This is a genomic window from Actinotalea sp. Marseille-Q4924 (assembly GCF_916618755.1).
Taxonomy (GTDB): domain Bacteria; phylum Actinomycetota; class Actinomycetes; order Actinomycetales; family Cellulomonadaceae; genus Actinotalea.
This window is the reverse complement of the sequence record NZ_CAKAKB010000002.1, coordinates 26,193-47,036: the sequence shown is the minus strand read 5'-3', so window position 1 is coordinate 47,036 and position 20,844 is coordinate 26,193. Positions and strand designations below refer to the sequence as shown.

Sequence of the window (20,844 nt, the reverse complement as noted above, 5' to 3'; positions counted from 1 at the left end):
GGCACCGGCACCGGCACCGGGGAGGATCCGGTGCGCCCTGCACGACGGATCCTCCCCGGTCCGTCCGCGACGACCTCAGCCCAGGAGCGACCTCATCTTGTCGGCGATGAGCTCCGTCGCCCGGCGCGGGGCGAGGCGGGAGAGCCGGTCGAGACCGCGGGCGTCCTTGCCGATGGTGACGCGGTAGGCGCCCTTGGCCATGCCGCGGATGATGTGCGCGGCGGCGTCGTGCGCGGAGGTCGTCTTCGCAGCGGCGGCGCGCGAGGACGCGCTCGAGGCGTCCATGCCGGGTGGCATCGCCCCGGAGTTCGCCGCGATGTTCGTCGCGATCGCGCCGGGGAACACGACGGTCACGGCGACGGGCGTGCCGCGCAGCTCGGCGTACAGCGCCTCGGTGAGCAGCTTCACCGCGGCCTTGCTGGCGCCGTAGGCGGCCTGGCCGGGCACGGGCGCGAGGGCGCCCATGCTCGACACGTTCACGAGGGCCGCCTCGGGTCGCTCCAGGAGCGCCGGCAGGAACGTCTTGACCGTGTGCACGACGCCCCAGAAGTTGACGGCCATGACCTTCTCGACGGCCTCGTAGGGCAGGTCGTTCACCCGCACGAACGGCTGGATGATCCCGGCGACGTTGAGCAGGCCGTCGACGTGCCCGTGCGCGCCGAGGACCTCGTCGCGCAGCGCCTCGACGGCGGCCCGGTCCGTGAGGTCCACCCGGTGGCACGTCAGCCGCTCCCCCGCCGCGGCGAGCCGCGCGGTCTCGTCCAAGCCTTCCTGGCTGACGTCGACGGCGGCGACGCGGGAGCCCTGGCGCAGCAGGCCCAGGACCACCTCCCGCCCGATGCCGTTGCCGCCACCGGTGACGACGAACACCTTGCCCGTGATCTGCATCGTCGCTCCTCCAGCACGTCGTCGTGCCCCTGCGGCGTCCACGCTAGCCAGGCGGGGCGCGGCCGGCGCAGGACCTCCGGCCGCGCCGCGCGGCCCGACGCGCGATGATGACGAGGTGCTGCTCGCCGACGTCGCCGCCACCTCCGCCACCTTGGCCGCGACCCGGTCGCGGCTGGCGAAGAGGTCCGAACTCGTGGACCTCCTGCGCCGCACCCCGGCGGAGGAGGTGCCCGTCGTCGCGCGGTACCTCGCCGGGGAGCTGCGACAGCGCCGGACCGGCCTGGGATGGCGGTCGCTCTCGGACCTCCCCGCGCCGGCCGACGAGCCGTCGCTCGAGGTGCTCGAGGTGGACGCGGTGTTCGAGCGGATGGCCGGCCTGAGCGGCGCCGGGTCGGCGACCGCCCGCGGGACCCTGGCGCGGGACCTCTTCGCCGCCGCGACCGCTCCCGAGCAGCACCTCCTGCGCGGGCTCGTCACCGGTGAGCTCCGCCAGGGCGCCCTGGACGCGCTGCTCCTCGACGCGGTCGCCGAGGCCGCCGGGGTGCCCGCCGACGTCGTGCGGCGGGCCGCGATGCTCGCGGGCGCCACCGAGCCGGTGGCCACGGCCGCCCTCACCGCGCACGACGCCGACGACGCCCGGGCCGCCCTCGAGTCGTTCGGGCTGACCGTGGGGCGCCCGGTGCGGCCGATGCTCGCCGCGTCGGCGCCGGACGTGGCCTCAGCGGTGGCCAGGTTCGACGGGCGCGACGTCGTCGTCGACGCCAAGCTCGACGGCATCCGGATCCAGGTGCACCGCGACGGCGACGACGTCGGCGTCTTCACGCGAAGCCTCGACGACATCACCGCGCGCGTGCCGGAGATCGTCGAGGTCGTCCGGTCGCTGGCCGTGCGGACCGTCGTCCTCGACGGCGAGGCCCTGGCGCTGGACGACGACGGTCGGCCCCGCCCGTTCCAGGAGACGTCGTCCCGCAGCGCCACGCGCGACGCCGAGCTCGCCGCTGCCACGACGCTGCGGCCCTTCTTCTTCGACGTGCTGCACGTCGACGGCGAGGACCTGCTCGACGCCCCGCTGACCGAGCGGCTGGCGCGGCTGGACGCCGTCGTCGGCACGCACGCGGTGGAGCGGGTGCGGACCGGCGACCCCGCCACGGCGCAGGCAGCCTTCGAGCGCTGGGTGACCGCGGGCCAGGAGGGCGTCATCGTCAAGGACGCGGCGGCACCGTACGAGGCGGGTCGTCGCGGCAGCGCCTGGGTCAAGGTGAAGCCGAGGCACACCCTGGACCTCGTGGTGCTGGCGGTCGAGCGCGGGTCGGGGCGGCGCGCAGGCCTGCTGTCGAACATCCACCTCGGCGCGCGGGACGCCGACGGCGGGTTCGTCATGCTCGGCAAGACGTTCAAGGGCATGACCGACGAGATGCTCGCCTGGCAGACGGAGCGCTTCCGCGAGCTCGCCCTCGACGACGACGGGTGGACCGTCCGGCTCCGGCCGGAGCAGGTCGTGGAGATCGCCTTCGACGGGCTGCAGCGCTCGACGCGCTACCCCGGTGGGCTGGCGCTGCGCTTCGCGCGGGTGCTGCGCTACCGGGACGACAAGACGGCGGCCGAGGCGGACACGATCGACACGGTCCGCGCCCTCGCCACCCCCTGACCCTCCCCTCGCCGCCCCCGCACCCCCGCTGACTCCCCCTGACCTCCCCCACTCGTCCAACCGCCACCCGCGTCCGACCCGCCACCTGCACCATGCGGATCAGACGGAGGGTGGCGGGTTGCGGCGCGGCGGGGGGCGCCGACGGCGGGGCCGGCCGGGCGGGCGGCGGTCAGCGGGTGAGGTCGTCGTACGGGTCGACCCGCACCTCGTCGGCCGCGCGGCGCGCGAGGTCGGCGTCGAGCGTGACGAGGGCGTCGCCCTGCAGGCGGGTCAGCGCCACGTACTCGGCGTCCTCGGTCGACGCCCACCCGAGGCGGGTCGCGACGTCCCACGCGGTCCGGCGCAGCACCGCGTCGCCGAGCAGGCGGGACCGCTGCAGCACCCCGTTCACCGCCGCCAGCCGCGAGCGTCCCTCCGCCTCGGTGAGGTCACCGCGGTGGACCGCCTGGTGCAGGAGCGACAGGGTCTGGGACCGCACGAGCGTCGGTGCGAGGAGCTCGTGCTCCGCGCCGACGACGACGCCCTCCTCGGCCATCCGCAGCACGACCCCGGCGTCCACCACGTACCGGGTCATCGCCCCTCCCCTCGTCGACGGGACGCCGCCCGCGTCCGATCCGCCACTCTGCGTCTGATCCGCATGATGCACCATGCGGATCGGACGGGAAGTGGCGGGCTGGACGGCGGGCGGGCGGTGGGACCGGGGCCGCAACCGGCGCGCGGGTCCGCGCCCGCTCGGCGATCCTGGTGCCGACCGGGAGGGATGGTCCGGGTGGAGTGGTTCGACGCCGAGGCGTACACGACGGCGCGCGCGGTGCTGCAGCGTGGGATCGCCGCCGTCTACGTCGTCGCGTTCGTCGCGGTCCTACACCAGTTCCGCGCCCTGCTGGGCGAGCGTGGGCTGCTGCCGGTCCCCGCGTTCGTGCGCCGGGTGCCGTTCCGGTCCGCCCCGAGCCTCTTCCACTGGCGGTACTCCGACCGCCTGGTGACCGCGGTGGCCGCGGTGGGCGTCGTCGTCGGGCTGCTGCTGGTCGCGGGGCTGCCGCAGCAGGGACCGCCGTGGGTGCCGATGCTCGCGTTCCTGGTCCTGTGGGCGCTGTACCTGTCGGTGGTCAACGTCGGGCAGGTGTTCTACGGGTTCGGGTGGGAGTCGTTGCTGCTCGAGGCCGGCTTCCTCGCCGCCTTCCTCGGGTCCGACCAGGTCGACCCGCCCGTCACCGTCATCGCGCTGTTCTGGTGGCTCGTCCTGCGCCTGGAGCTGGGCGCCGGCCTCATCAAGTGGCGCGGCGACCCGGCGTGGCGCGACCTCACCGCCCTGTACTACCACCACGAGACCCAGCCGATGCCGGGCCCGCTGAGCCGCCTGTTCCACCTGCTCCCCCGCCCGCTGCACAAGGTGGAGGTGGCGGCGAACCACGTGACGCAGCTGCTCGTGCCGTTCCTCCTGCTCGTCCCGGGGCCGGTCGCGAGCGCGGCGGCCGGCGTCGTCGTCGTGACGCAGCTGTGGCTGGTCATCTCCGGCAACTTCGCGTGGCTGAACTGGCTGACGATCGTGCTGGCGTTCTCCGCGGTGACCGACGACACCTTCGGCTGGGTCCTCCGGCCCCTCGGCGTCACGGTGGGCTCGGCGGGCGCCGGCCCGGCACCGCCGTGGTTCGTCGTCGTGGTGCTCGCGGTGTCGGCGGTGCTGGTGTGGCTCGGCCGGCGCCCGCTGCGCAACCTCGTGTCCCGGAACCAGCTCATGAACGCGTCGTTCGACGTGCTGCACCTGGTCAACGCGTACGGCGCGTTCGGCAGCGTCACCCGGCGGCGCACGGAGGTGGTGGTCGAGGGCACGCTCGACGAGGACCCCGACGACGCGCGGTGGGCCGAGTACGGGTTCAGGGGCAAGCCGGGCGACGTGCGCCGGCTGCCCCGGCAGTACGCGCCGTACCACCTGCGGCTGGACTGGGCGATGTGGTTCCTGGGGCTCGGGTCGAGCGCGCAGCTGCGGTGGTTCGTGCCGTTCCTGCGTCGCCTGCTCGAGGCGGACGGACCGACGCTGCGCCTGCTCGCGCACGACCCGTTCGACGGCGCCCGGCCGCGGTGGGTGCGCGCGCGGATGTACCGCTACCGCTTCGCCACGCCCGCCGAGCGACGGCGGGACGGCGTCCGGTGGGTGCGCGACGACCTGGGTCTCATGGTCGACGCGCAGGACCTGCGGTCGCTCGCCCGGGCAGGGTGACGAGCGTCGTCAGGCGGGCTCGACGTCGCCCGGGTCGCCGCCGTGGCCGCGGACGTCGGGCTCGGAGCGCGCGACGTCCGCGATCTCCTCCTCCGGACGGGGCGGGATCGTCTCGTCGTCCTCGAGGACCGGGACGTCGTCCCCAGGGTGCTCGGTCATGTGGCCTCCTCGGTCGGGAACCACGTTCTCACCCGCGGGCGAGGCGCGCTCAGCGAGCCCACGGCATCCCGGACACCCGCACGTCCTGCCGGGTGCGCGCGGACTCCTGGATCGCCAGGGAGATCGCGTGGTCCTCGCACGCCTCGGCGAGCGGGTACGGCGCCGCACCCTCGTCGCGCGCCCAGGCGAGGGCCGCAGCCAGCATGCTCGCCACGCCGACGTCGTCCTCGGACAGACGCGAGCCGACCCACGGGTTCTCGTAGACCACCCGACCGTCGAAGGCGACGTGCACGAGGTCGTTGCCCTCGAGGTTCATGTCGATGCCCGTGCGGCGGTAGGACAGCGGCGACGTCACGGGCGTGGTGGGCCCCACCAGGCGCGTGACCTCGTCGTCGACGACCTCCCCCAGGGACCCGCGGATGACCAGCCGCCGCGCCCGCAGCGGGTTCCACCACTGGTTCTCGACGAAGTCGTACACGCCGTGCCGCCCCCCGTAGTCGAGCGTCGCGAGCGTCGTCGTCCGCGGCTCGGGGCGGGCGTCCGGCACCCAGCCGTCGAAGCCGAGCGGGTCCACGAGCGGCGCGCTGAAGTCCCGCCCGCTGACGACGACGTCGTCCAGCCCCACCCCCAGGAACCCGCGGATCATCGAGACCGCGTGGTACAGGTGCGTGGACGCGACCTCCACCGACGTCGGCTCACCGATGACGCCCTCCCGCACGACGGCGAGCCGCGCGGCGTGCCCGGGCATGAGCAGGTACTGCTCGGCGACCTGGACGAGCCCGGACGCGCCGACGTCGGCCCACAGCGCCGTGAGTCCGTCGAGGTCGGGGGCCGGCGGGGTCTCGCCCAGCACCGGCAGGCCGCGCGCGGCGACGTCGCGGAGGACCTCCGGCGAGGCCGGCCACGGGACGGCGACGACGACGAGGTCCGGCCGGCCGACGGCCAGCAGGTCGTCGAGGGTCCGAAAGGTCGGGACGCCCCACTGCGCCGTCAGCCGGTCCCCCACCTCGGCCCGCCGCGTGACGACGCCGGTCACCGGGAGCCGCTCGCCGGCGGCGGCGGCCACACGCAGGAGGAGCTGCGTGCGCCGTCCGCCGCCGACGACGGCGATCGTGGGCCCGTTCACGAGACGTGGTCGCGCCAGGAGTGCTGCGGCTCGTACCCGAGGACGCGGCGCGCCTTGTCGATGGACAGGAGCGTCTCGTGCTCCCCGACCTCCTTGGCGACCGGGACACCGGGGTACACCTCCGCGACGAGCTCCGCGCTCGAGCGGCTCATGACGGTGTCGGCGTTGGCGATGACGAAGGCCTCGAAGCCCGGCTCGGCGCGCTCGAGCGCCCGGGCCACGGCCTGGGCCCCGTCCCGGCCGTCGATGTACGCCCAGAGGTTCCACCTCCGCAGCTGCGCGTCGGCGTCGAACGACGGGAACTCGGCGTAGTCCTCGACGTCCATGACGTTGGAGAACCGCAGCGCGGTGATGCTCAGCTCCGGGTCCCAGCGCGTCAACTGGATCGCCATCTGCTCCTCGAGGTGCTTGACGAGGGAGTAGGTGCTCTCCGGGCGGGCCGGGTACTCCTCGTCGACCGGGACGTACGGCGGCGGGGTGTCGAACGGCAGCCCGAGCACGGTCTCGCTGGACGCGTAGACGATCCGGCGGATGCCGGCCCGACGCGCCGCCTGGAAGACGTTGTACGTGCTCAGCATGTTGTTGCGGAACGTGGCCGCGTCCGGCACCAGCCCGGGCGCAGGGATGGCGCCCAGGTGCACCACGGCGTCGAGCCCCGAGTGCCTGTCGTCCAAGCCCAGGATCACGTCCGCGACCTGTCCGTAGTCGGTCAGGTCGACCAGGACGAGCTCCCGGCTGCGCTCCCCCGACCGGTCGAGGTTGAGCACCTCGTGCCCGTCCTCGCGCAGCCGGTGCAGGACGTGGCGGCCGAGCTTCCCGGTCCCCCCGGTGACGGCGATCCTCATGCGTGCCTCCTCAGGCCTCTCGGGTGGCGGGCGACGTGGTCAGGGCAGGGTCGCGCTCGGCGAGGTGCCCGACGGCGTCGTCGACGGCCGCCATGACGTCGGCGTCGAGGACGACGCCGGACGCCTCGACGTTGTCACGGACCTGGTCGGGCCGCGAGGCGCCGATGATCGCCGACGCCACGTTCGGGTTCTGCAGGACCCAGGCGATCGCGAGCTGGGCGGTCGTCAGCCCGGCGCCCTCGGCGACGGGTGCCAGACCCTGGACGGCGGTGAGGACGTCGCCGGACATCCAGCGCTGGATCATGTCCGCCCCGCCCTTGTCGTCGGTCGCCCGCGAGCCCTCCGGCGGTGCCTGGCCCGGCCGGTACTTCCCCGTCAGCACGCCCTGGGCGATGGGCGACCAGACGATCTGGGAGACGCCGAGCTCCTCGGACGCCGGCACCACCTCGGCCTCGATGACCCGCCAGAGCATCGAGTACTGCGGCTGGTTGGAGATGAGCTGGAAGCCCAGCTCGGTGGCGAGGGCGTGGCCCTCGCGCAGCTGCTGAGCGGTCCACTCGCTCACGCCGATGTACAGCGCCTTGCCCTGCCGGACGACGTCGGCGAACGCCTGCATCGTCTCCTCGAGCGGCGTCTCCACGTCGTAGCGGTGCGCCTGGTACAGGTCGACGTAGTCGGTCCGGAGACGGCGCAGGGAGGCGTCGATCGACTCCAAGATGTGCTTGCGGGACAGCCCGACGTCGTTGTGGCCCTTCGGTCCCGTCGGGCCGAACACCTTGGTGAAGATCTCCAGCGACTCCCGTCGTTCGCCGTCCAGCGCCGCGCCCAGCACCTCCTCCGCGACCGTGTTCGCGTAGACGTCGGCGGTGTCGAAGGAGCTGATGCCGACGTCGAGCGCCGCCCGGACGCACTGCGTCGCGACGTCGTTCTCCACCTGGGAGCCGTGGGTCAGCCAGTTGCCGTAGGTGATCTCGGAGATCTTCAGGCCGCTGTTGCCGAGGTAGCGGTGGTGCATGGGGTTCCTCCTCCTCGCTGCGGTGTACCGGGCGTCTGGGGACGCCGGCCGGGTCCAGGGGTCGGGATGCCGTCCCTCAGCGGCGCAGGACCACCACCCCACCGGCGGGCACCGTCGTCGGCGCCGTGCACGACGCCCCGGTCAGCAGCTCCGTGCCCTCGGCGTGGACCTGGCCGTCCGTGTCGGTGTGGTTGATCGCGAAGAGGTACTCGCCGGCGTCGCCGCGACGCAGCACGACCTCCACGCCGTCGGTCGCCTCCGCCGGGGCGGTGACCCCGGCGAGCAGCCCGTCGACGACGGCGTCCCGGCCGGCCCGGTCCAGGTGGGTACCGGCGTACCAGGCGTGCCCGCTGCCGCGGGTCGCGCGGGTCACGGCGGCGTACCCGGCGGACGGGCCGTCGTCGTAGGTCAGCAGGACCTCGGCGTCGTCGGTGCGCACCGGCTCGGACCACAGGGTCCCCGTGCCGGCGCCCAGGGTCCCGGACACGGCGACGGTCTGCTCCGGCAGGAGCGGCCGGAACTCGTCGGCGCGCACCCCGAGCAGGTCGCGGAACGCCCCGGGGTAGCCGCCCAGGCGCACGTGGTCGTCCTCGTCGACGATCCCGGAGAAGAAGGTCGTCAGCAGCGCACCGCCGCCGTGGACGAACTCCTCGAAGGCCTCGGCCTGCGCGTCCCGCACGAGGTACAGCAGGGGGGCGAGCACGACGCGGTACCGCGACAGGTCGGTGCCCCTCGGCACGACGTCGACCGTGACACCGCGGTCCCACAGCGCCCGGTACCAGTCCTGCGCGAGGTCGCGGTACCGCAGCACGGCGCTGGGGTGGGCGTCGAGCTCGGCGGCCCACCAGGCCTCGTAGTCCAGGACGAGCGCGACCTCGGCCACGACGCGGGACCCGGTGACCTCGCGGAGCGCCTGCAGGTCCGCGCCGAGGCCGACGACGGTCCGCCACAGCTCGGAGTCCGTGCCGGCGTGCGGCAGCATCGCCGAGTGGTACTTCTCGGCGCCGGAGCGCGCGGCGCGCCACTGGAAGAAGCACACGGCGTCCGCGCCCCGGGCGACCTGGGTGAGGGAGTTGCGGCGCAGCTGCTCGGCGGGCTTGGCAGCGTTGACCGGCTGCCAGCTCACCGCGCTCGTGGAGGACTCCATGAGCATCCAGGGCCCCCCGCCGGCGAGCCCGCGCGTGTGGTCGGCCGAGAGGGCGAGCTCGACGTACGACTCGGCGTCGTGCGCCATGAGGTAGTGGTCGTTGGAGACGAGGTCCAGGCCGGGCGTCCACGTCGCGTAGTCCACGCCGGAGAAGTGCGACATCACCATGAAGTTGGTGGTGACGGGCACGTCCGGCGTGTGGCGGTGCAGCACCTCGGTCTCGGCGCGCAGCTGGTCCAGGAGCGCGTCGGAGGAGAACCGGGCGAAGTCGAGCTGCTGGGTCGGGTTGAGGAACGACGGCGCCGCGCGCGGCGGCTGGACCTCGTCCCAGGCGCCGTAGTGCTGGCTCCAGAAGGCCGTGCCCCATGCCGCGTTGAGCTCGTCGAGGGTGCTGTACCGCTCCTGGAGCCACCGGCGGAACGCGACCTCCTCGACCGCGCTGTACGAGCGCCCGTTGTGGCACCCCAGCTCGTTCGAGACGTGCCACATCGCCAGTGCCGGGTGGTCGCCGTAGCGCTGCGCCATCTGCTCGACGAGCCGCAGCGACGCCTCCCGGTAGTGCGGCGAGCTCGGCGACCAGGCCTGGCGGCCGCCCTGCCCGAGGACGACGCCGGTGCGGTCCACGGGGAGCATCTCCGGGTGCGCCGTCGTGAGCCACGCCGGCGGGGACGCCGTCGCCGTGGCGAGGTCGACCGCGATCCCGTTCTCGTGCAGCAGGTCCAGGACGCGGTCCAGCCACGCGAAGTCCCACGTGTCCGGGTCCGGCTGGATCCTGGCCCAGGAGAACACCCCCACCGTCGCGAGGTTCACCCCCGCCTCGCGCATGAGGCGCACGTCCTCCGCCCAGACCTCCTCCGGCCACTGCTCGGGGTTGTAGTCCCCGCCGAACGCGATGGGCCCGTGCGGCCCGTCCCCCGGCGCGCGGTTGTGCGTCCCCTCCGGCCAGCGGATCCACCGCGACCGGCTCGGGGGACCCGTCCGGTCCCAACCCCGCGTGGCGCCGTCGGTGCGGTCGGTCGTCCCGTTCCCTGTCACGGTCACTCCTCGATCAGGACGCGGACGTCCCACGCGCCGAGCTCCAGCGCGCCGCCCGCATCGGTCGTCGTCCCGCTCAGCACGTCGCGCACCGCCGTCGGCACCACGACGCCGGCGGTGCCCCACGACCAGTGGTGCACCACGCGCAGCCGCCGGCCGTCGCCGGTCGTCGCAGACGTCACCGTCACCGCGCCCTGTGCGAGCCCCCGCCACGGGTCCTCCCCCGCGGGCGCGGCCCACTCCAGCAGCGCCCGGGCGAACGCGGGGTCGGGCACGGTGCCCACCGTGGTGATGCGCCCGTCCCCGACCGCGTTCTGCACGACGGCCGGGAAGCGTCCGTGGTGAGGGTGCTCGTACCGCACGAGGACGGCGGCGCCGTCGGCCTGCAGCGCGTCCACCCAGCCGGTGGCGTGACAGCCCGCCGGCAGCTCCGGGCCGCCGTCGGCAGCCCGGACGGCGAGCGGCGCGCCGAGGTTGGAGAACTCCTGGTAGCTGACGCCCGCCGCCTCGGCGAGCAGGGCGGGCTTGACCTCGAGCCGCGCACGCGCCCCGGTGTCGGCGTACCCCGTGCGAGGGCCGAGCACGAGGTGCCCGCCGGCCTCGGCGTAGCGGCGCAGCCAGCCGAGGAGGTGGTCCGACGCGATGTAGAGCCCCGGCACCAGGAGCACCGGCAGCTCCGCGGCGACCTCGGCGGGATCCCGGAGGTCCTCGGCGTCGTCGCTCAGCTGCGTGTCGTGGAGGATGCGCACCGGGGCGCCGGCCTCGAAGGCGCCGCGGTAGAAGGCGCCGACGATGTGGCGGTACGAGTCCGCGTCCGGCTCGGCGCCGTCCGCGAGCGCGGGCTGGCCGGCGAGCCCCCACAGGGAGGCGTTCGACCACAGGAGGCCGACGGCCGCGTCGGGCACGAGGCCCGCGACGTCGTCGGCGGCGGCCTGGAGCTCGCCGCCGAGCTGGGCGAGCTGCTCGTAGACGCGCCCCGGGCGCTGGTCGTGCGGCAGGACGCCGATCCAGTAGGTCTCGTGCCCGTAGTGCAGCGTGTGCCAGTGCCAGTACTCGATCATGCGCGCGCCGCGGGCCACCATGGCCCACGCGACCTGGCGCCACTGGCCGTCGTACGCCGGGAAGTTCATCGACGGCCCGCCGATCGAGCCCGCGTTGGTCTCGGTGACGAGGAACGGCTCCTGCCGGGAGGAGTACATGCGGTCCGCGCTCTGGAAGACGCTCCAGGTGCCCGACGTCGCCCAGCCCTGTGGCGCGCCCTCGACCCCCGGGACCTCCAGGGCGTCCTGCATCGCGTAGTAGGGGTTGCCCGCCGTGACGTCGAGGTCCTCCATGAGGCCCCGGTCGTCCAGCGCCGGGCGGCTGTAGGCGATGCAGGTGGTGACGAACTTCTCCGGGCCGGCGATCTCCCGGACGATGCCCGCCTGCCACGCGATGAACTCGGTGGTGAGCCTGGCCTGGAAGCGCCGCCAGGCCAGGTCGTACTGCGGCTGGACGTTGTTGTCCGGGGTCCACAGGTCCGCCCAGGTCGCGAGCCGGTGCGACCAGTAGACGAGGCCCCACTCCCGGTTGAGCGTCTCGACGTCGCCGTAGGTGCGGCGCAGGTCGTCGACGAACGCCTGGAAGACGCCGTGGTTGTGCAGCAGCTCCAGGCCCGGCTCGTTGTCCACCTGGAACCCGATGACGGCGGGGTGGTCGTGGTAGCGCCCGACGACGGCGCGGATCACGCGCTCGGCGTGGAAGCGGTACGCCGCGTGCGTGAGGTCCATCTCCTGACGCGCGCCCCAGCCGATCCGCTGCCCGGTGCGACGCTCGGCGGCGATCTCGGGGTACTTGCGGGCCAGCCACGGCGGCACCGCGTAGGTAGGGGTGCCGAGGACGACGGCGATGCCGCGCGCGTGCGCGCCGTCGAGCACCGGCTGGAGCCAGTCGAGGTCGAAGACGCCGTCGTCGGGCTCCCACGTGGACCAGGTCGACTCCCCCACGCGGATGACGGTGAAGCCGGCCTGCTGCATGAGGTCCAGGTCCTCCTCCAGGCGCGGGGAGGGCTGGTACTCGTGGTAGTACGCGGCGCCGAAGAGCACGGGCCGGGGTAGCGAGGGCATGACGGAGGTGTCCTTCCGGGAGGAGAGCGCGGCGTCGTCGGAGCCGAGGTCGTCGTCGTGGGCGGTCACTGCTTGACGCCGCCGGCGGTGAGGCCGGACTGCCAGTACCGCTGGAGGAAGAGGAAGGCGACGATCAGCGGGATGATCGAGACCAACGAGCCGGTGATCACCATGGAGAAGAGGGCCTGCGAGCCGGAGCCCGCCTGGGACGTGGCCTGCCACTGGGCCAGGCCCACCGTCAGCGGGTACCACTCCGGGCTGTTCAGCATGATCAGCGGGAGGAAGTAGTTGTTCCACGTCGCGACCAGCGCGAAGAGCAGGACGGTGACGAAGCCCGGTGCCAGCAGGCGCAGGGCGACGCTGAAGAAGATCCGCGCCTCGTTGGCGCCGTCGATGCGGGCCGCCTCGAGCAGCGAGTCCGGGACGGCGCCCTCGGCGTAGACCCGCATGAGGTAGACGCCGAACGGGCTGACCAGGGACGGCAGGATGACCGCCCACGGGGTGTCCGTCAGGCCCACGCGGGCGAACAGCAGGTAGGTCGGGATGGCGAGTGCGGTGAGCGGCACCATGATCGCCCCGAGGATGACGGCGAACAGGCCGGTGCTCCCACGGAAGCGCAGCTTGGCGAACGCGTAGCCGGAGGCGGTCGCCAGGGCTGCCGCGCCGACGGCGCTCGCCACCGCGTAGAAGATCGTGTTGCGCCCCCAGATGAGGAAGATCCCGTCCTGGAACGTGAAGACGTCCTGGAGGTTCTGGACGATGTTGATGTCGTCGGCGAACCACAGGCCGAAGGACGAGAAGAGGTCGGCGTTCGACTTGGTCGAGGCGACGACCAGCCACCACAGCGGCAGCAGGAAGTACGCCACGGCGGCGAGGATCGCGATCGTGAGGACCCAGCTGGGGCTGCCCTGGGCGCTGCGGCGCCGGCCACGCCGAGGGGTGCGGCCGACGGGCGGTGCCGGGGCGTCGTAGGTCGGTCCGGCGGCGGGTCGGGTGGTCAGGGGTTCGGAGGTCATGAGGCACGCTCCTTCCGCAGCGCGAGGAGCTGGACGACGTACGAGACGACCATGATCACGAAGCCCAGGAGGAACGCGATGGCGGCCGCGTAGTTCACCTCGCGGCCGATGAACGCCAGGTTGTACGCGTAGATGTTGGGTGTGTAGCCGACCCCGATGACGTTCGGCGCGATGGTGCGCAGGATGTTCGGCTCGTTGAAGAGCTGGAACGTCCCGATGACGGAGAAGATCGTCGTCAGGAGCAGCGCCGGCCGGATCGCCGGGATCTTGATGGACCAGGCGACGCGGAGCTCACCGGCGCCGTCCACCTTCGCCGCCTCGTAGAGCTCGGTCGGGATCGACCGGAGCGCGGCATACAGGATGATCATGTTGTAGCCGACGAAGCTCCACGTCACGATGTTCATGATCGAGTAGAGCATCAGCTCGTGGGACAGGAAGTTCGGCGCCGACCCTCCCAGGGCGCGGGCGGCCTGCGCGAACGGACCGAAGTCACGCCCGTAGAGGTAGCCCCACATCAGTGCCGCGATGACGCCGGGAACGGCGTACGGCACGAAGATGCTCAGGCGCGCGAACCGCTGCAGGTGCAGGCGTCCGCTGTCCAGGATCAGGGCGAAGACCAGCGCGAGGCCGAGCATGACCGGGACCTGGATGACGAGGAACTGCGCCATGCGCAGGACGCCGCCGATGAAGGTGCTGTCCTGCACGGCCCGGACGTAGTTCTCCAGCCCGACGAACGTGACGCCGCCGATGAGCCGCTCGCGGAAGAACGACAGGTAACCGGAGTAGACCAGCGGCACCACGAGCATGGCGACGAAGACCAGCATGAACGGCAGCACGAACAGGTAGCCGGCCCGCGCCTCTCGGCGCCGCAGGCCGGGACCCTCGTGGCGGGTGACGGGCGCGGTGCCCGGGGCGCCTGCCCGCTCGCCGCCCTGGTGGATCTCGGTGGTGGACATCGTCGTCCCCCTTCCGGGTGGGGGTGGGCGGGCCGGGGTCGCCGGCCCGCCCACCGGTGGGGTCATTCGACGGTGAAGCCCTGCGACTCGGCGTACTCGACGAGGTCCGCCTCCCAGTCCTGCAGGCCCTGCATGAGGTCGCCGCGGTCAGCGATCGCGCTGCCGAGGGTCTCCCCGAAGGCGGAGTAGGCGTAGTCCATGAACGGCAGCCACCCGAAGTCGGTGGCGACGCCCTCCGAGATCTCCGCGAACAGCGCGTTGACCTGCTCGCCGCCGTAGAACTCGGCCTCCTGCGACAGGAACTCCTCGGCCTCGAGGATCTCGGTGGACGCGGGGAAGAGGAACTGCTCCTGCGCGAAGCGCATCGCCGGCTCCTGCTCCACGTTGATCCACCGGGCGAGCTCCGCCGCGGCGATCGGGTTCTCCGTGCTCGCCAGGACGGCGTCGGTCGAGCCGCCCCAGTTGCCGGCCTGGTCACCGCCCTCCCACTGCGGCATCTCGGTCGCGCCCCACAGGCCGCTCGTGTTGCCGGCCGTGCCCTGGAGGAACACCGGCCCCCACGCGGCCGTCACCCAGCCCGCGTACTTGCCGTTGGCCAGGCCCTGGTACCACTGGTCGGTGAAGTCGGGGTCGACGGAGACCAGGTCCTCGCTGATGAGGTCGTCCCAGTACTGCACGACCTTCTCCACCTCGGGGGTGTCGAGGTCGATGGTGACGGTCTCCTGGCCGTCGTAGCCGAACGGCCGGGCGCCGGCCTGCCAGAGGAGCCCGACGAACTGGCCGGGGTCGTTGCCGGGCATGTTGGTGATGTAGCTGTCGGGCTTGGCCTCGCGGTAGGTGCGTGCCGCCTCGGCGTACTCCTCCCACGTGGTCGGCACCTCGATGCCGGCCTCCTCGAAGAGGTCCTCGCGGAACAGGTGGCCCATGGGGCCGGTGTCCTGCGGGATGGCCCACAGGCCGTCGTCCTGGCTCACCTGCGTCCACACCCACTCGGGGTACATGCCCTCGAGGTCACCGACGTAGGGAGTGAGGTCCAGCAGGTTCTCGCCGAGGCGGAACGATGACAGGTGCTGGAACTCGATCTGCGTGACGTCCGGTGCGCCCGAACCGGCCTCGATGGCTGTCCGCAGCTGCTGGTAGTGGTCCGCGCCCTGGCCGACGTTGACCACCTCGACGTCGATCTCCGGGTACTCCTCCATGAACATGTCGACCTGGTTCTCGATGTCGGGCACCCAGGTCCAGAAGGTCAGCTCGGTCGGCGTGCTCATCGCCTCCTCGAACTCGTCCTCCGCCACCTCCTCGCCGGCTCCGCCGTCCCCGCCGTCGCCTCCGCCTCCGCAGGCGGCCAGTCCGAGGGCACCGACGGCGGCCAGCGCCGTGAGTGCGGCGTGTCGCTGCAGTCTCCGCATGGTCTCTACCAACTTCCTCGTAGGTGAGCTGTTGCTGTCGGTCGGCCCTCCTGGGCCTGTATGCGCCGGATCCCGGTCAGGTTCACCGTGCGTTCGTGGGTGCCGGGCCCGAGCTCGCCCGAGGGACGAGCTCGACCGGCACGGAGGTCACACCGGGCGTGGCCTCGCCGCCCTCGAGGGCCGCGAGGAGCGTGCTCAGCGCCTGGCGCGCGATCTCCCCGAAGTCCTGCCGGACCGTGCTGAGCGGGACGAGGAGGTACTCCGCCTCGGGCACGTCGTCGAACCCGACGACCGAGACGTCCTCGGGGATGCTGCGGCCCCGCTCGAAGAAGGCCCGCATGACCCCCATCGCCATGTGGTCGTTCGCCGCGAAGACGGCGGTCACGTCGGGACGGTCCGCGAGCAGCAGCCCCGCCTCGTACCCGGAGTGCGGGGACCAGTCCCCCGCGAGCGGCTCGTTCACCGGGGCGCCCGCCTCCACGAGGGCCTCGCGCCACGCGGCGAGTCGCTCCGCCGCGGAGTACCAGGCGGTCGGTCCGGCGACGTGCCAGACCGTCTCGTGCCCGAGGCCGAGGAGGTGCTCGACGACGGCTCGGGACCCTGTGCGCTGGTCCGGCATGATCGCCGGGCACGCGCCGTCGTCGAACGGGTCCAGGCACACCGCCGGCACGCCGTTGAGCGACAGGTGCAGGCCGGCCGTGGACGGGGAGACGACGGGACTGGCGAGCACGAGGCCGTCGACGCCGTGGTCCAGGAGCTGACGGACGGCTCGCTCCAGCTCCTTCGCCGAGGGGTCGACGGTCGAGGCGATGACGACGGAGTACCCGGCCTCCCATGCGGCGCGCTCGACGCCGACGAGCTGCGCCGAGGGTCCGTACAGGGCGGTGCCGGGCGTCACGATGCCGAGGACCCGGGTGCGCTGGGTGACGAGCGCGCGGGCGGCGGCGTTCGGACGGTAGCCGAGCTGCTCGATGGCCTCGGTGACGCGGCGGCGGACGTCGTCGCGGACGTTGGGTGCGTCGTTGATGACGCGCGACACCGTCTTCTGCGATACCCCGGCCAGCCGGGCGACGTCCATCATCACCGGCCGCGGCCGGGAGCGTTCCGCGTCGACCGTCACGGCACCCCCCTTCGCATTGACTACGCTGTCAACCTGATGACTACGTAGTCAACGCCGCGATCATGCAGCCGTCAAGAGCAGAGATGAAGTCGTGACCTGAAGTCCCCGTCGGCGCCGGACGGCCGCCGTTCAGCGCCACGAGTAGGCACGTCCAGGGCACTCGCGGGGCGTCAGGCAGCAGCGCGAGCGGACGGGATCAACACACGTCGCGTTGCTCACGTGAGTCCTACCCCTCACCCGCCGAGGGGCGCGTCCAGCCAGGTCCGCTCCGGCGGCAGGAGCTCCTCGAGCTCCGGCCACAGCTCGTCCGGCAGGTCCGCCGACGCCGCCGCCACCGTCTGCTCCACCCGCTCCGGCCGGCTCATCCCGACGACCGTCGTCGCGAAGCGCGGGTCCCGCAGCGAGAACTGCAGCGCCGTCGTGCGCAGGTCCGTCCCGTGGCGCTCGCACACCGCCCGCATGCGCTCCGCCGCCTCGAGGACCTCGGGCGGCGCCTCGCGGTAGCCGTACATCGATCCGGCCGCGCCTCCCGCGAGCAGCCCGCCCCCGTACACCGCCGCGTTGACGATCCCCAGCCCCCCGTCCTGCGCCTGCCGCAGGAGGTCGCCCGCGCTGCGGTCCAGCAGCGTCCAGCGGTTGTGCACCAGCAGGACGTCGAACACGCCGAGGTCGAGGTACCGCGCCATCTCCTGCACCCGCCCACCGGCCAGGCCGACGGCCCCGATCTCGCCCGACTCCCGCAGCTCCACGAGCGCGTCGACCGCCCCGCCCGGCCGCGCGATCTCCTCGAACGGGAAGTTCTCGGGGTCGTGCAGGTGCACGAGCGGCAGGTGGTCCAGACCGAGCCGCTCGCGGCTCTCCTGCACCGAGGCGCGCACGCGGTCCCCGGAGTAGTCCCGGTCGCGCGGGTCGACCTTGGTGATGACGACGACGTCCTCGGGGCGCCCACCCGCCGCGGCGAGCGCGCGGCCGATGCGCCGCTCGCTCTCCCCGTCGCTGTAGCCGTTGGAGGTGTCGATCGTGCGGATCGGGCTGTCGAGCACGGCGCGGACCGTCGCCACCCCCTCGTCGTCCGTCACCTCGTGCCCGTAGAGCTGCGGCATGCTGCCGAGCGGGCTGCCCCCGAGGCACACCGCGGAGACGTGCAGGCCGGTCGGGCCCAGCGGGCGGATCCAGCCGTCCGACCCAGGGGCGAAGCTCGTGGTCATGCGTCCTCCTCGGGACTCAGCACGCTGCGCAGGCCACCGTGCAGGTGGGCGCGCAGCAGGGGGTCGTCGTAGGCGTCGGCCTCGTGGCCCAGCGCCGTGTACCAGGTGCGGCCCCGGCCGTACGGCCCGGCCCACGCGATCGGGTGCGGCTCGCCCATGCTGCCGCCGTCGTAGTCGGCCTCGTCCACGGTGAGCAGGACGGTCCGGTCGGCGGCGGGGTGGGACCGGAAGTTGTACCACTCGTCGGTGTGCCGCCACGCGGCCGGCAGGTGCGCCGTCGACGGGTGGCCGGCGTCCACCACCCGCACCGTGGCCGTCTGCACGTCGGGGTGGTCCGTGAAGACCGCGCCGGCGATCCGCTCGAACTCCGGCCACGTGGGCTCGCTGAACGTCGCGCTGTGGATGCCCGCCCACGCGCCGCCGTCGGCGAGCCAGGAGGCCAGGGCGTCACGACCCTCGTCGTCGAGGACGTCCCCGGAGGTGGACAACCACACGGTGAGCGCTACCGACGCCAGGGCGTCGCTGCGGAAGGCCGTCGGGTCCTCGGTGTGCCGGACGTCGTGCCCGTCGCCGCGGAGCAGCCCGCCGACGACGTCCGCCGCGTGCGCGATGGACGCGTGTCGGTAGTCGGTGGTGCGGGTGAACAGGAGGACCTGGGCCACGACGAGGATCCTCGCCCAGGGCGGCGTCCCGCACGACCCGAGCGCCCGCCGGACCCGCACCGGCCCCGTCGACGCAGGTCGCGACCCCTCAGACCTCGGTGACGTGCGCGACGAGGACGAGCGGCGCGCCGTCGTCGGTGTGCACGACGGACGCCACGACGTCGACGAGCACCGGGGCGCCGTCCGCGCGCAGGAACCGCTTGCGCACGGTGACGGTGCCGCGGCGGCCCTCACGCTGCGCCCGGAGGTTCTCTCCGTCCGCCGCGCGGTCGTCGGGGTGGGTGAGCTCGTCGATGTGCAGGCCGACGAGCTCGCTCTCGCTCCGGAGCAGCAGTCGGGCCAGGGCGCGGTTGACGGACCGGATGCGCCCGTCCAGACCTGTGAGGCTCATCCCGCCGGGTGCCTCGTCGAAGGCACGGCGGAAGGTCTGCTCGACGTCACGCGCCCACCGGCGCACGGCCTCGGCCTCGGTGACGTCCCGGCAGGTGCTCACCGCCCGTGGGCCCTGCGACGCGTCGACCGCCGCCGCGGTGCGCACGCGCAGCCAGCGCACGTCGCCGTCCGGTCGGGCGACGCGCAGCAGCCGCTCCACGGGGCGCACCGTCGCCGGGTCCGGCAGCCGGCCGACGTCGTCGGCGTGCAGGAGCTGGGCGACGTCGCGGCCCACCACGTCCTGCGGCCGCAGCCCCAGCACGTCGAAGACGCCGGACGACACGAAGACGACGGTGCGGTCCGGGTCCGTCACGACGACGAACTCGTCGGTGGTCTCCCCCGCACGCCGTCGCCGCCGGGGCAGGTCGACCACGGCCGAGGACGCGAGGTGCTCCGCGGCCCGTGCGGCCGGCTCGGGGTACCCGAAGTGCCACCCCTGTGCGCGGTCGATCCCGAGCGACGCCACGGTGGTGGCCTGCCGCGCGTCCTCCACGCCCTCGGCCACGACCTCCAGGCCGAGGCTGTGGCACGCGTCGACGAGCAGGCGCAGCAGCACGCCCTCGGCGGCGCCCGGCTCGTCGCCGGAGACGAACGTCCGGTCGATCTTGACGGTGTCCAGGGGGAGCTGCCGCAGGAGCGTCAACGAGGTGCGACCGGCACCGAAGTCGTCCAGGGCGACCCGCACGCCCAGGCCGCGCAGCCGCGACAGGACCTCCTGCGTGCACGCGAGGTCCGCCACGCCGGCCTGCTCGGTGACCTCCAGGACGAGCCGCGTCGGCGCCAGCCCCGTCCGGCGCAGCGCCGCGACGACGTCGTCGCCGAACTCGCGGTCCGACAGCTGCAGGGGCGAGACGTTGACCGCGACACGCGGCGGCTCCACGGCGCCGAACGGCACGGGCCAGCGGACGGCGGCGGCGCACGCCCGCTCGAGCACCCAGCGGCCCAGCGGGCGGATCAGCCCCGTGGCCTCGGCGACCGGGACGACGACGTCCGGGCCGACGGGACCCAGCACGGGGTCGTCCCAGCGCAGGAGCGCCTCCATCTCGACCACCTCGCCGGTGGGCAGGGCGACGATGGGCTGCAGGTGGACGTCGAGGACGGCGCCCGCGAGCCCGGGGTCGCCGAGGACCGCGCGCAGCCGGCGCTCCACGAGCGCCGGCGCAGCGGTCGCTGCGTCGATCACGGTCCCACCCCCGCTCGGTCGTCTCCATCATCGACCCTCCGGCGCCGCGGGTGCCGCACCGCCGCCCGGCGCGGGCGGGTGAGGTCGCGGGTGAGGGCCGCCCCAGGCGCGTCAGTTCAGGCTCGGGTCCTCCGGGAACGTCGACACGATCGCGAGCGCACCGCCCTGCCGCCGCAGCACCCGGCGCCACAGCGCGTCCGGCTGGGGTGTCACGGCGTCGGCCGGGTCGGCGTCCAGCACGTACCAGTCGCCCGCGGCGATCTCGCCCTCGAGCTGCCCCGCTCCCCACCCGGAGTGCCCCGCGAAGATGCGGATGCCGGTCACGCCGAGCGGACCCTCCCCCGGGTCCGCGTCGAGGTCCACGACGCCGAACGGACCGGCGAGCCGCGACACGCCGGCGTGCAGCTCGGCGCCGTCGGGGATCGTCACGAGACCGAGGGCACCGTCGAGGCCCACTGGCCCGCCCTGGAAGAGGGTCCCGGGAGCCGCGACCGCCTCCTGCCACGTCGGCAGCACGGACTCCACCGGGACCGGGAGCGGCCGGTTGAGGACCACCCCGAAGGCGCCGTCGTCGTCGTGGTGCAGGAGGAGCACCACGGTGCGGGCGAAGCGCTCGTCGCCCAGGGCCGGGGACGCCACGAGGAGCCGGCCGTCCAGCGCGTCGGCCAC

Annotated in this window: 18 protein-coding genes; 2 read left to right on the top strand and 16 right to left on the bottom strand. The window is 73.5% G+C overall.

Annotated elements, in window-relative coordinates; genetic code table 11:
• Positions 1–75: 75 nt before the first annotated feature.
• Positions 76–888 carry an SDR family oxidoreductase gene (locus tag LG379_RS04540; RefSeq protein WP_225753406.1) on the bottom strand — a complete coding sequence of 271 codons (813 nt, stop codon included), beginning with the start codon at positions 886–888 and terminating at the stop codon, positions 76–78.
• Between the two features lie 115 nt (positions 889–1,003).
• Here LG379_RS04540 and LG379_RS04535 point away from each other — a divergent pair, with 115 nt between their 5' ends.
• Positions 1,004–2,536, top strand: coding sequence for an ATP-dependent DNA ligase (locus LG379_RS04535; protein ID WP_225753405.1), 1,533 nt, complete (start codon positions 1,004–1,006; stop codon positions 2,534–2,536).
• Between the two features lie 169 nt (positions 2,537–2,705).
• Here the strand turns inward: LG379_RS04535 and LG379_RS04530 are convergent, their stop codons facing one another.
• Positions 2,706–3,110 carry a type II toxin-antitoxin system VapC family toxin gene (locus tag LG379_RS04530; RefSeq protein ID WP_225753404.1) on the bottom strand — a complete coding sequence of 135 codons (405 nt, stop codon included), beginning with the start codon at positions 3,108–3,110 and terminating at the stop codon, positions 2,706–2,708.
• A 186-nt stretch (positions 3,111–3,296) separates the two neighbouring features.
• On the opposite strand from LG379_RS04530, the gene LG379_RS04525 reads away from it, so the two are divergent.
• Positions 3,297–4,757 carry a lipase maturation factor family protein gene (locus LG379_RS04525; protein ID WP_225753403.1) on the top strand — a complete coding sequence of 487 codons (1,461 nt, stop codon included), beginning with the start codon at positions 3,297–3,299 and terminating at the stop codon, positions 4,755–4,757.
• Between the two features lie 9 nt (positions 4,758–4,766).
• Here LG379_RS04525 and LG379_RS04520 read toward each other — a convergent pair whose 3' ends face one another.
• The 14 genes from LG379_RS04520 to LG379_RS04455 form a co-directional block, all read right to left on the bottom strand.
• Positions 4,767–4,916: a hypothetical protein gene (locus LG379_RS04520; RefSeq protein WP_225753402.1), complete on the bottom strand. Its 150-nt coding sequence runs from the start codon at positions 4,914–4,916 to the stop codon at positions 4,767–4,769.
• Positions 4,917–4,965: 49 nt separating this feature from the next.
• A complete protein-coding gene (locus tag LG379_RS04515; protein ID WP_225753401.1) occupies positions 4,966–6,042 on the bottom strand; it encodes a Gfo/Idh/MocA family protein in 1,077 nt (358 codons plus the stop codon).
• Positions 6,039–6,887, bottom strand: coding sequence for an NAD(P)-dependent oxidoreductase (locus LG379_RS04510; protein WP_225753400.1), 849 nt, complete (start codon positions 6,885–6,887; stop codon positions 6,039–6,041). The genes LG379_RS04515 and LG379_RS04510 overlap by 4 nt, the downstream gene beginning before the upstream one ends.
• A gap of 10 nt (positions 6,888–6,897) precedes the next feature.
• A complete protein-coding gene (locus LG379_RS04505) occupies positions 6,898–7,902 on the bottom strand; it encodes an aldo/keto reductase family protein (protein WP_225753399.1) in 1,005 nt (334 codons plus the stop codon).
• 76 nt (positions 7,903–7,978) lie between these two features.
• Positions 7,979–10,084, bottom strand: a complete 2,106-nt coding sequence (locus LG379_RS04500) for a beta-galactosidase (protein WP_225753398.1) — start codon at positions 10,082–10,084, stop codon at positions 7,979–7,981.
• Positions 10,085–10,086: 2 nt separating this feature from the next.
• On the bottom strand, positions 10,087–12,258 hold the full coding sequence (locus LG379_RS04495; protein ID WP_225753397.1) for a beta-galactosidase: 2,172 nt from the start codon (positions 12,256–12,258) through the stop codon (positions 10,087–10,089).
• Entirely contained in the window at positions 12,255–13,205 is a 951-nt protein-coding gene (locus tag LG379_RS04490) for a carbohydrate ABC transporter permease (protein WP_225753396.1), read from the bottom strand. The genes LG379_RS04495 and LG379_RS04490 overlap by 4 nt, the downstream gene beginning before the upstream one ends.
• Positions 13,202–14,161: a carbohydrate ABC transporter permease gene (locus LG379_RS04485; RefSeq protein WP_225753395.1), complete on the bottom strand. Its 960-nt coding sequence runs from the start codon at positions 14,159–14,161 to the stop codon at positions 13,202–13,204. Before LG379_RS04485 ends, LG379_RS04490 begins: the two co-directional genes overlap by 4 nt.
• Positions 14,162–14,223: 62 nt before the next feature.
• On the bottom strand, positions 14,224–15,570 hold the full coding sequence (locus LG379_RS04480; RefSeq protein ID WP_225753394.1) for an extracellular solute-binding protein: 1,347 nt from the start codon (positions 15,568–15,570) through the stop codon (positions 14,224–14,226).
• 82 nt (positions 15,571–15,652) lie between these two features.
• Complete coding sequence (locus LG379_RS04475) at positions 15,653–16,690, bottom strand: LacI family DNA-binding transcriptional regulator (RefSeq protein ID WP_225753393.1); 1,038 nt, start codon at positions 16,688–16,690, stop codon at positions 15,653–15,655.
• Positions 16,691–16,923: 233 nt separating this feature from the next.
• Positions 16,924–17,898: an aldo/keto reductase gene (locus LG379_RS04470; RefSeq protein ID WP_225753392.1), complete on the bottom strand. Its 975-nt coding sequence runs from the start codon at positions 17,896–17,898 to the stop codon at positions 16,924–16,926.
• Positions 17,895–18,560 (bottom strand): ThuA domain-containing protein, encoded by a 666-nt coding sequence (locus LG379_RS04465; protein WP_225753391.1) that lies wholly within the window; start codon positions 18,558–18,560, stop codon positions 17,895–17,897. Before LG379_RS04465 ends, LG379_RS04470 begins: the two co-directional genes overlap by 4 nt.
• An 88-nt stretch (positions 18,561–18,648) precedes the next feature.
• Positions 18,649–20,175: an EAL domain-containing protein gene (locus LG379_RS04460; RefSeq protein ID WP_225753390.1), complete on the bottom strand. Its 1,527-nt coding sequence runs from the start codon at positions 20,173–20,175 to the stop codon at positions 18,649–18,651.
• 111 nt (positions 20,176–20,286) lie between these two features.
• Positions 20,287–20,844: a YqgE/AlgH family protein gene (locus LG379_RS04455; RefSeq protein ID WP_225753389.1), complete on the bottom strand. Its 558-nt coding sequence runs from the start codon at positions 20,842–20,844 to the stop codon at positions 20,287–20,289.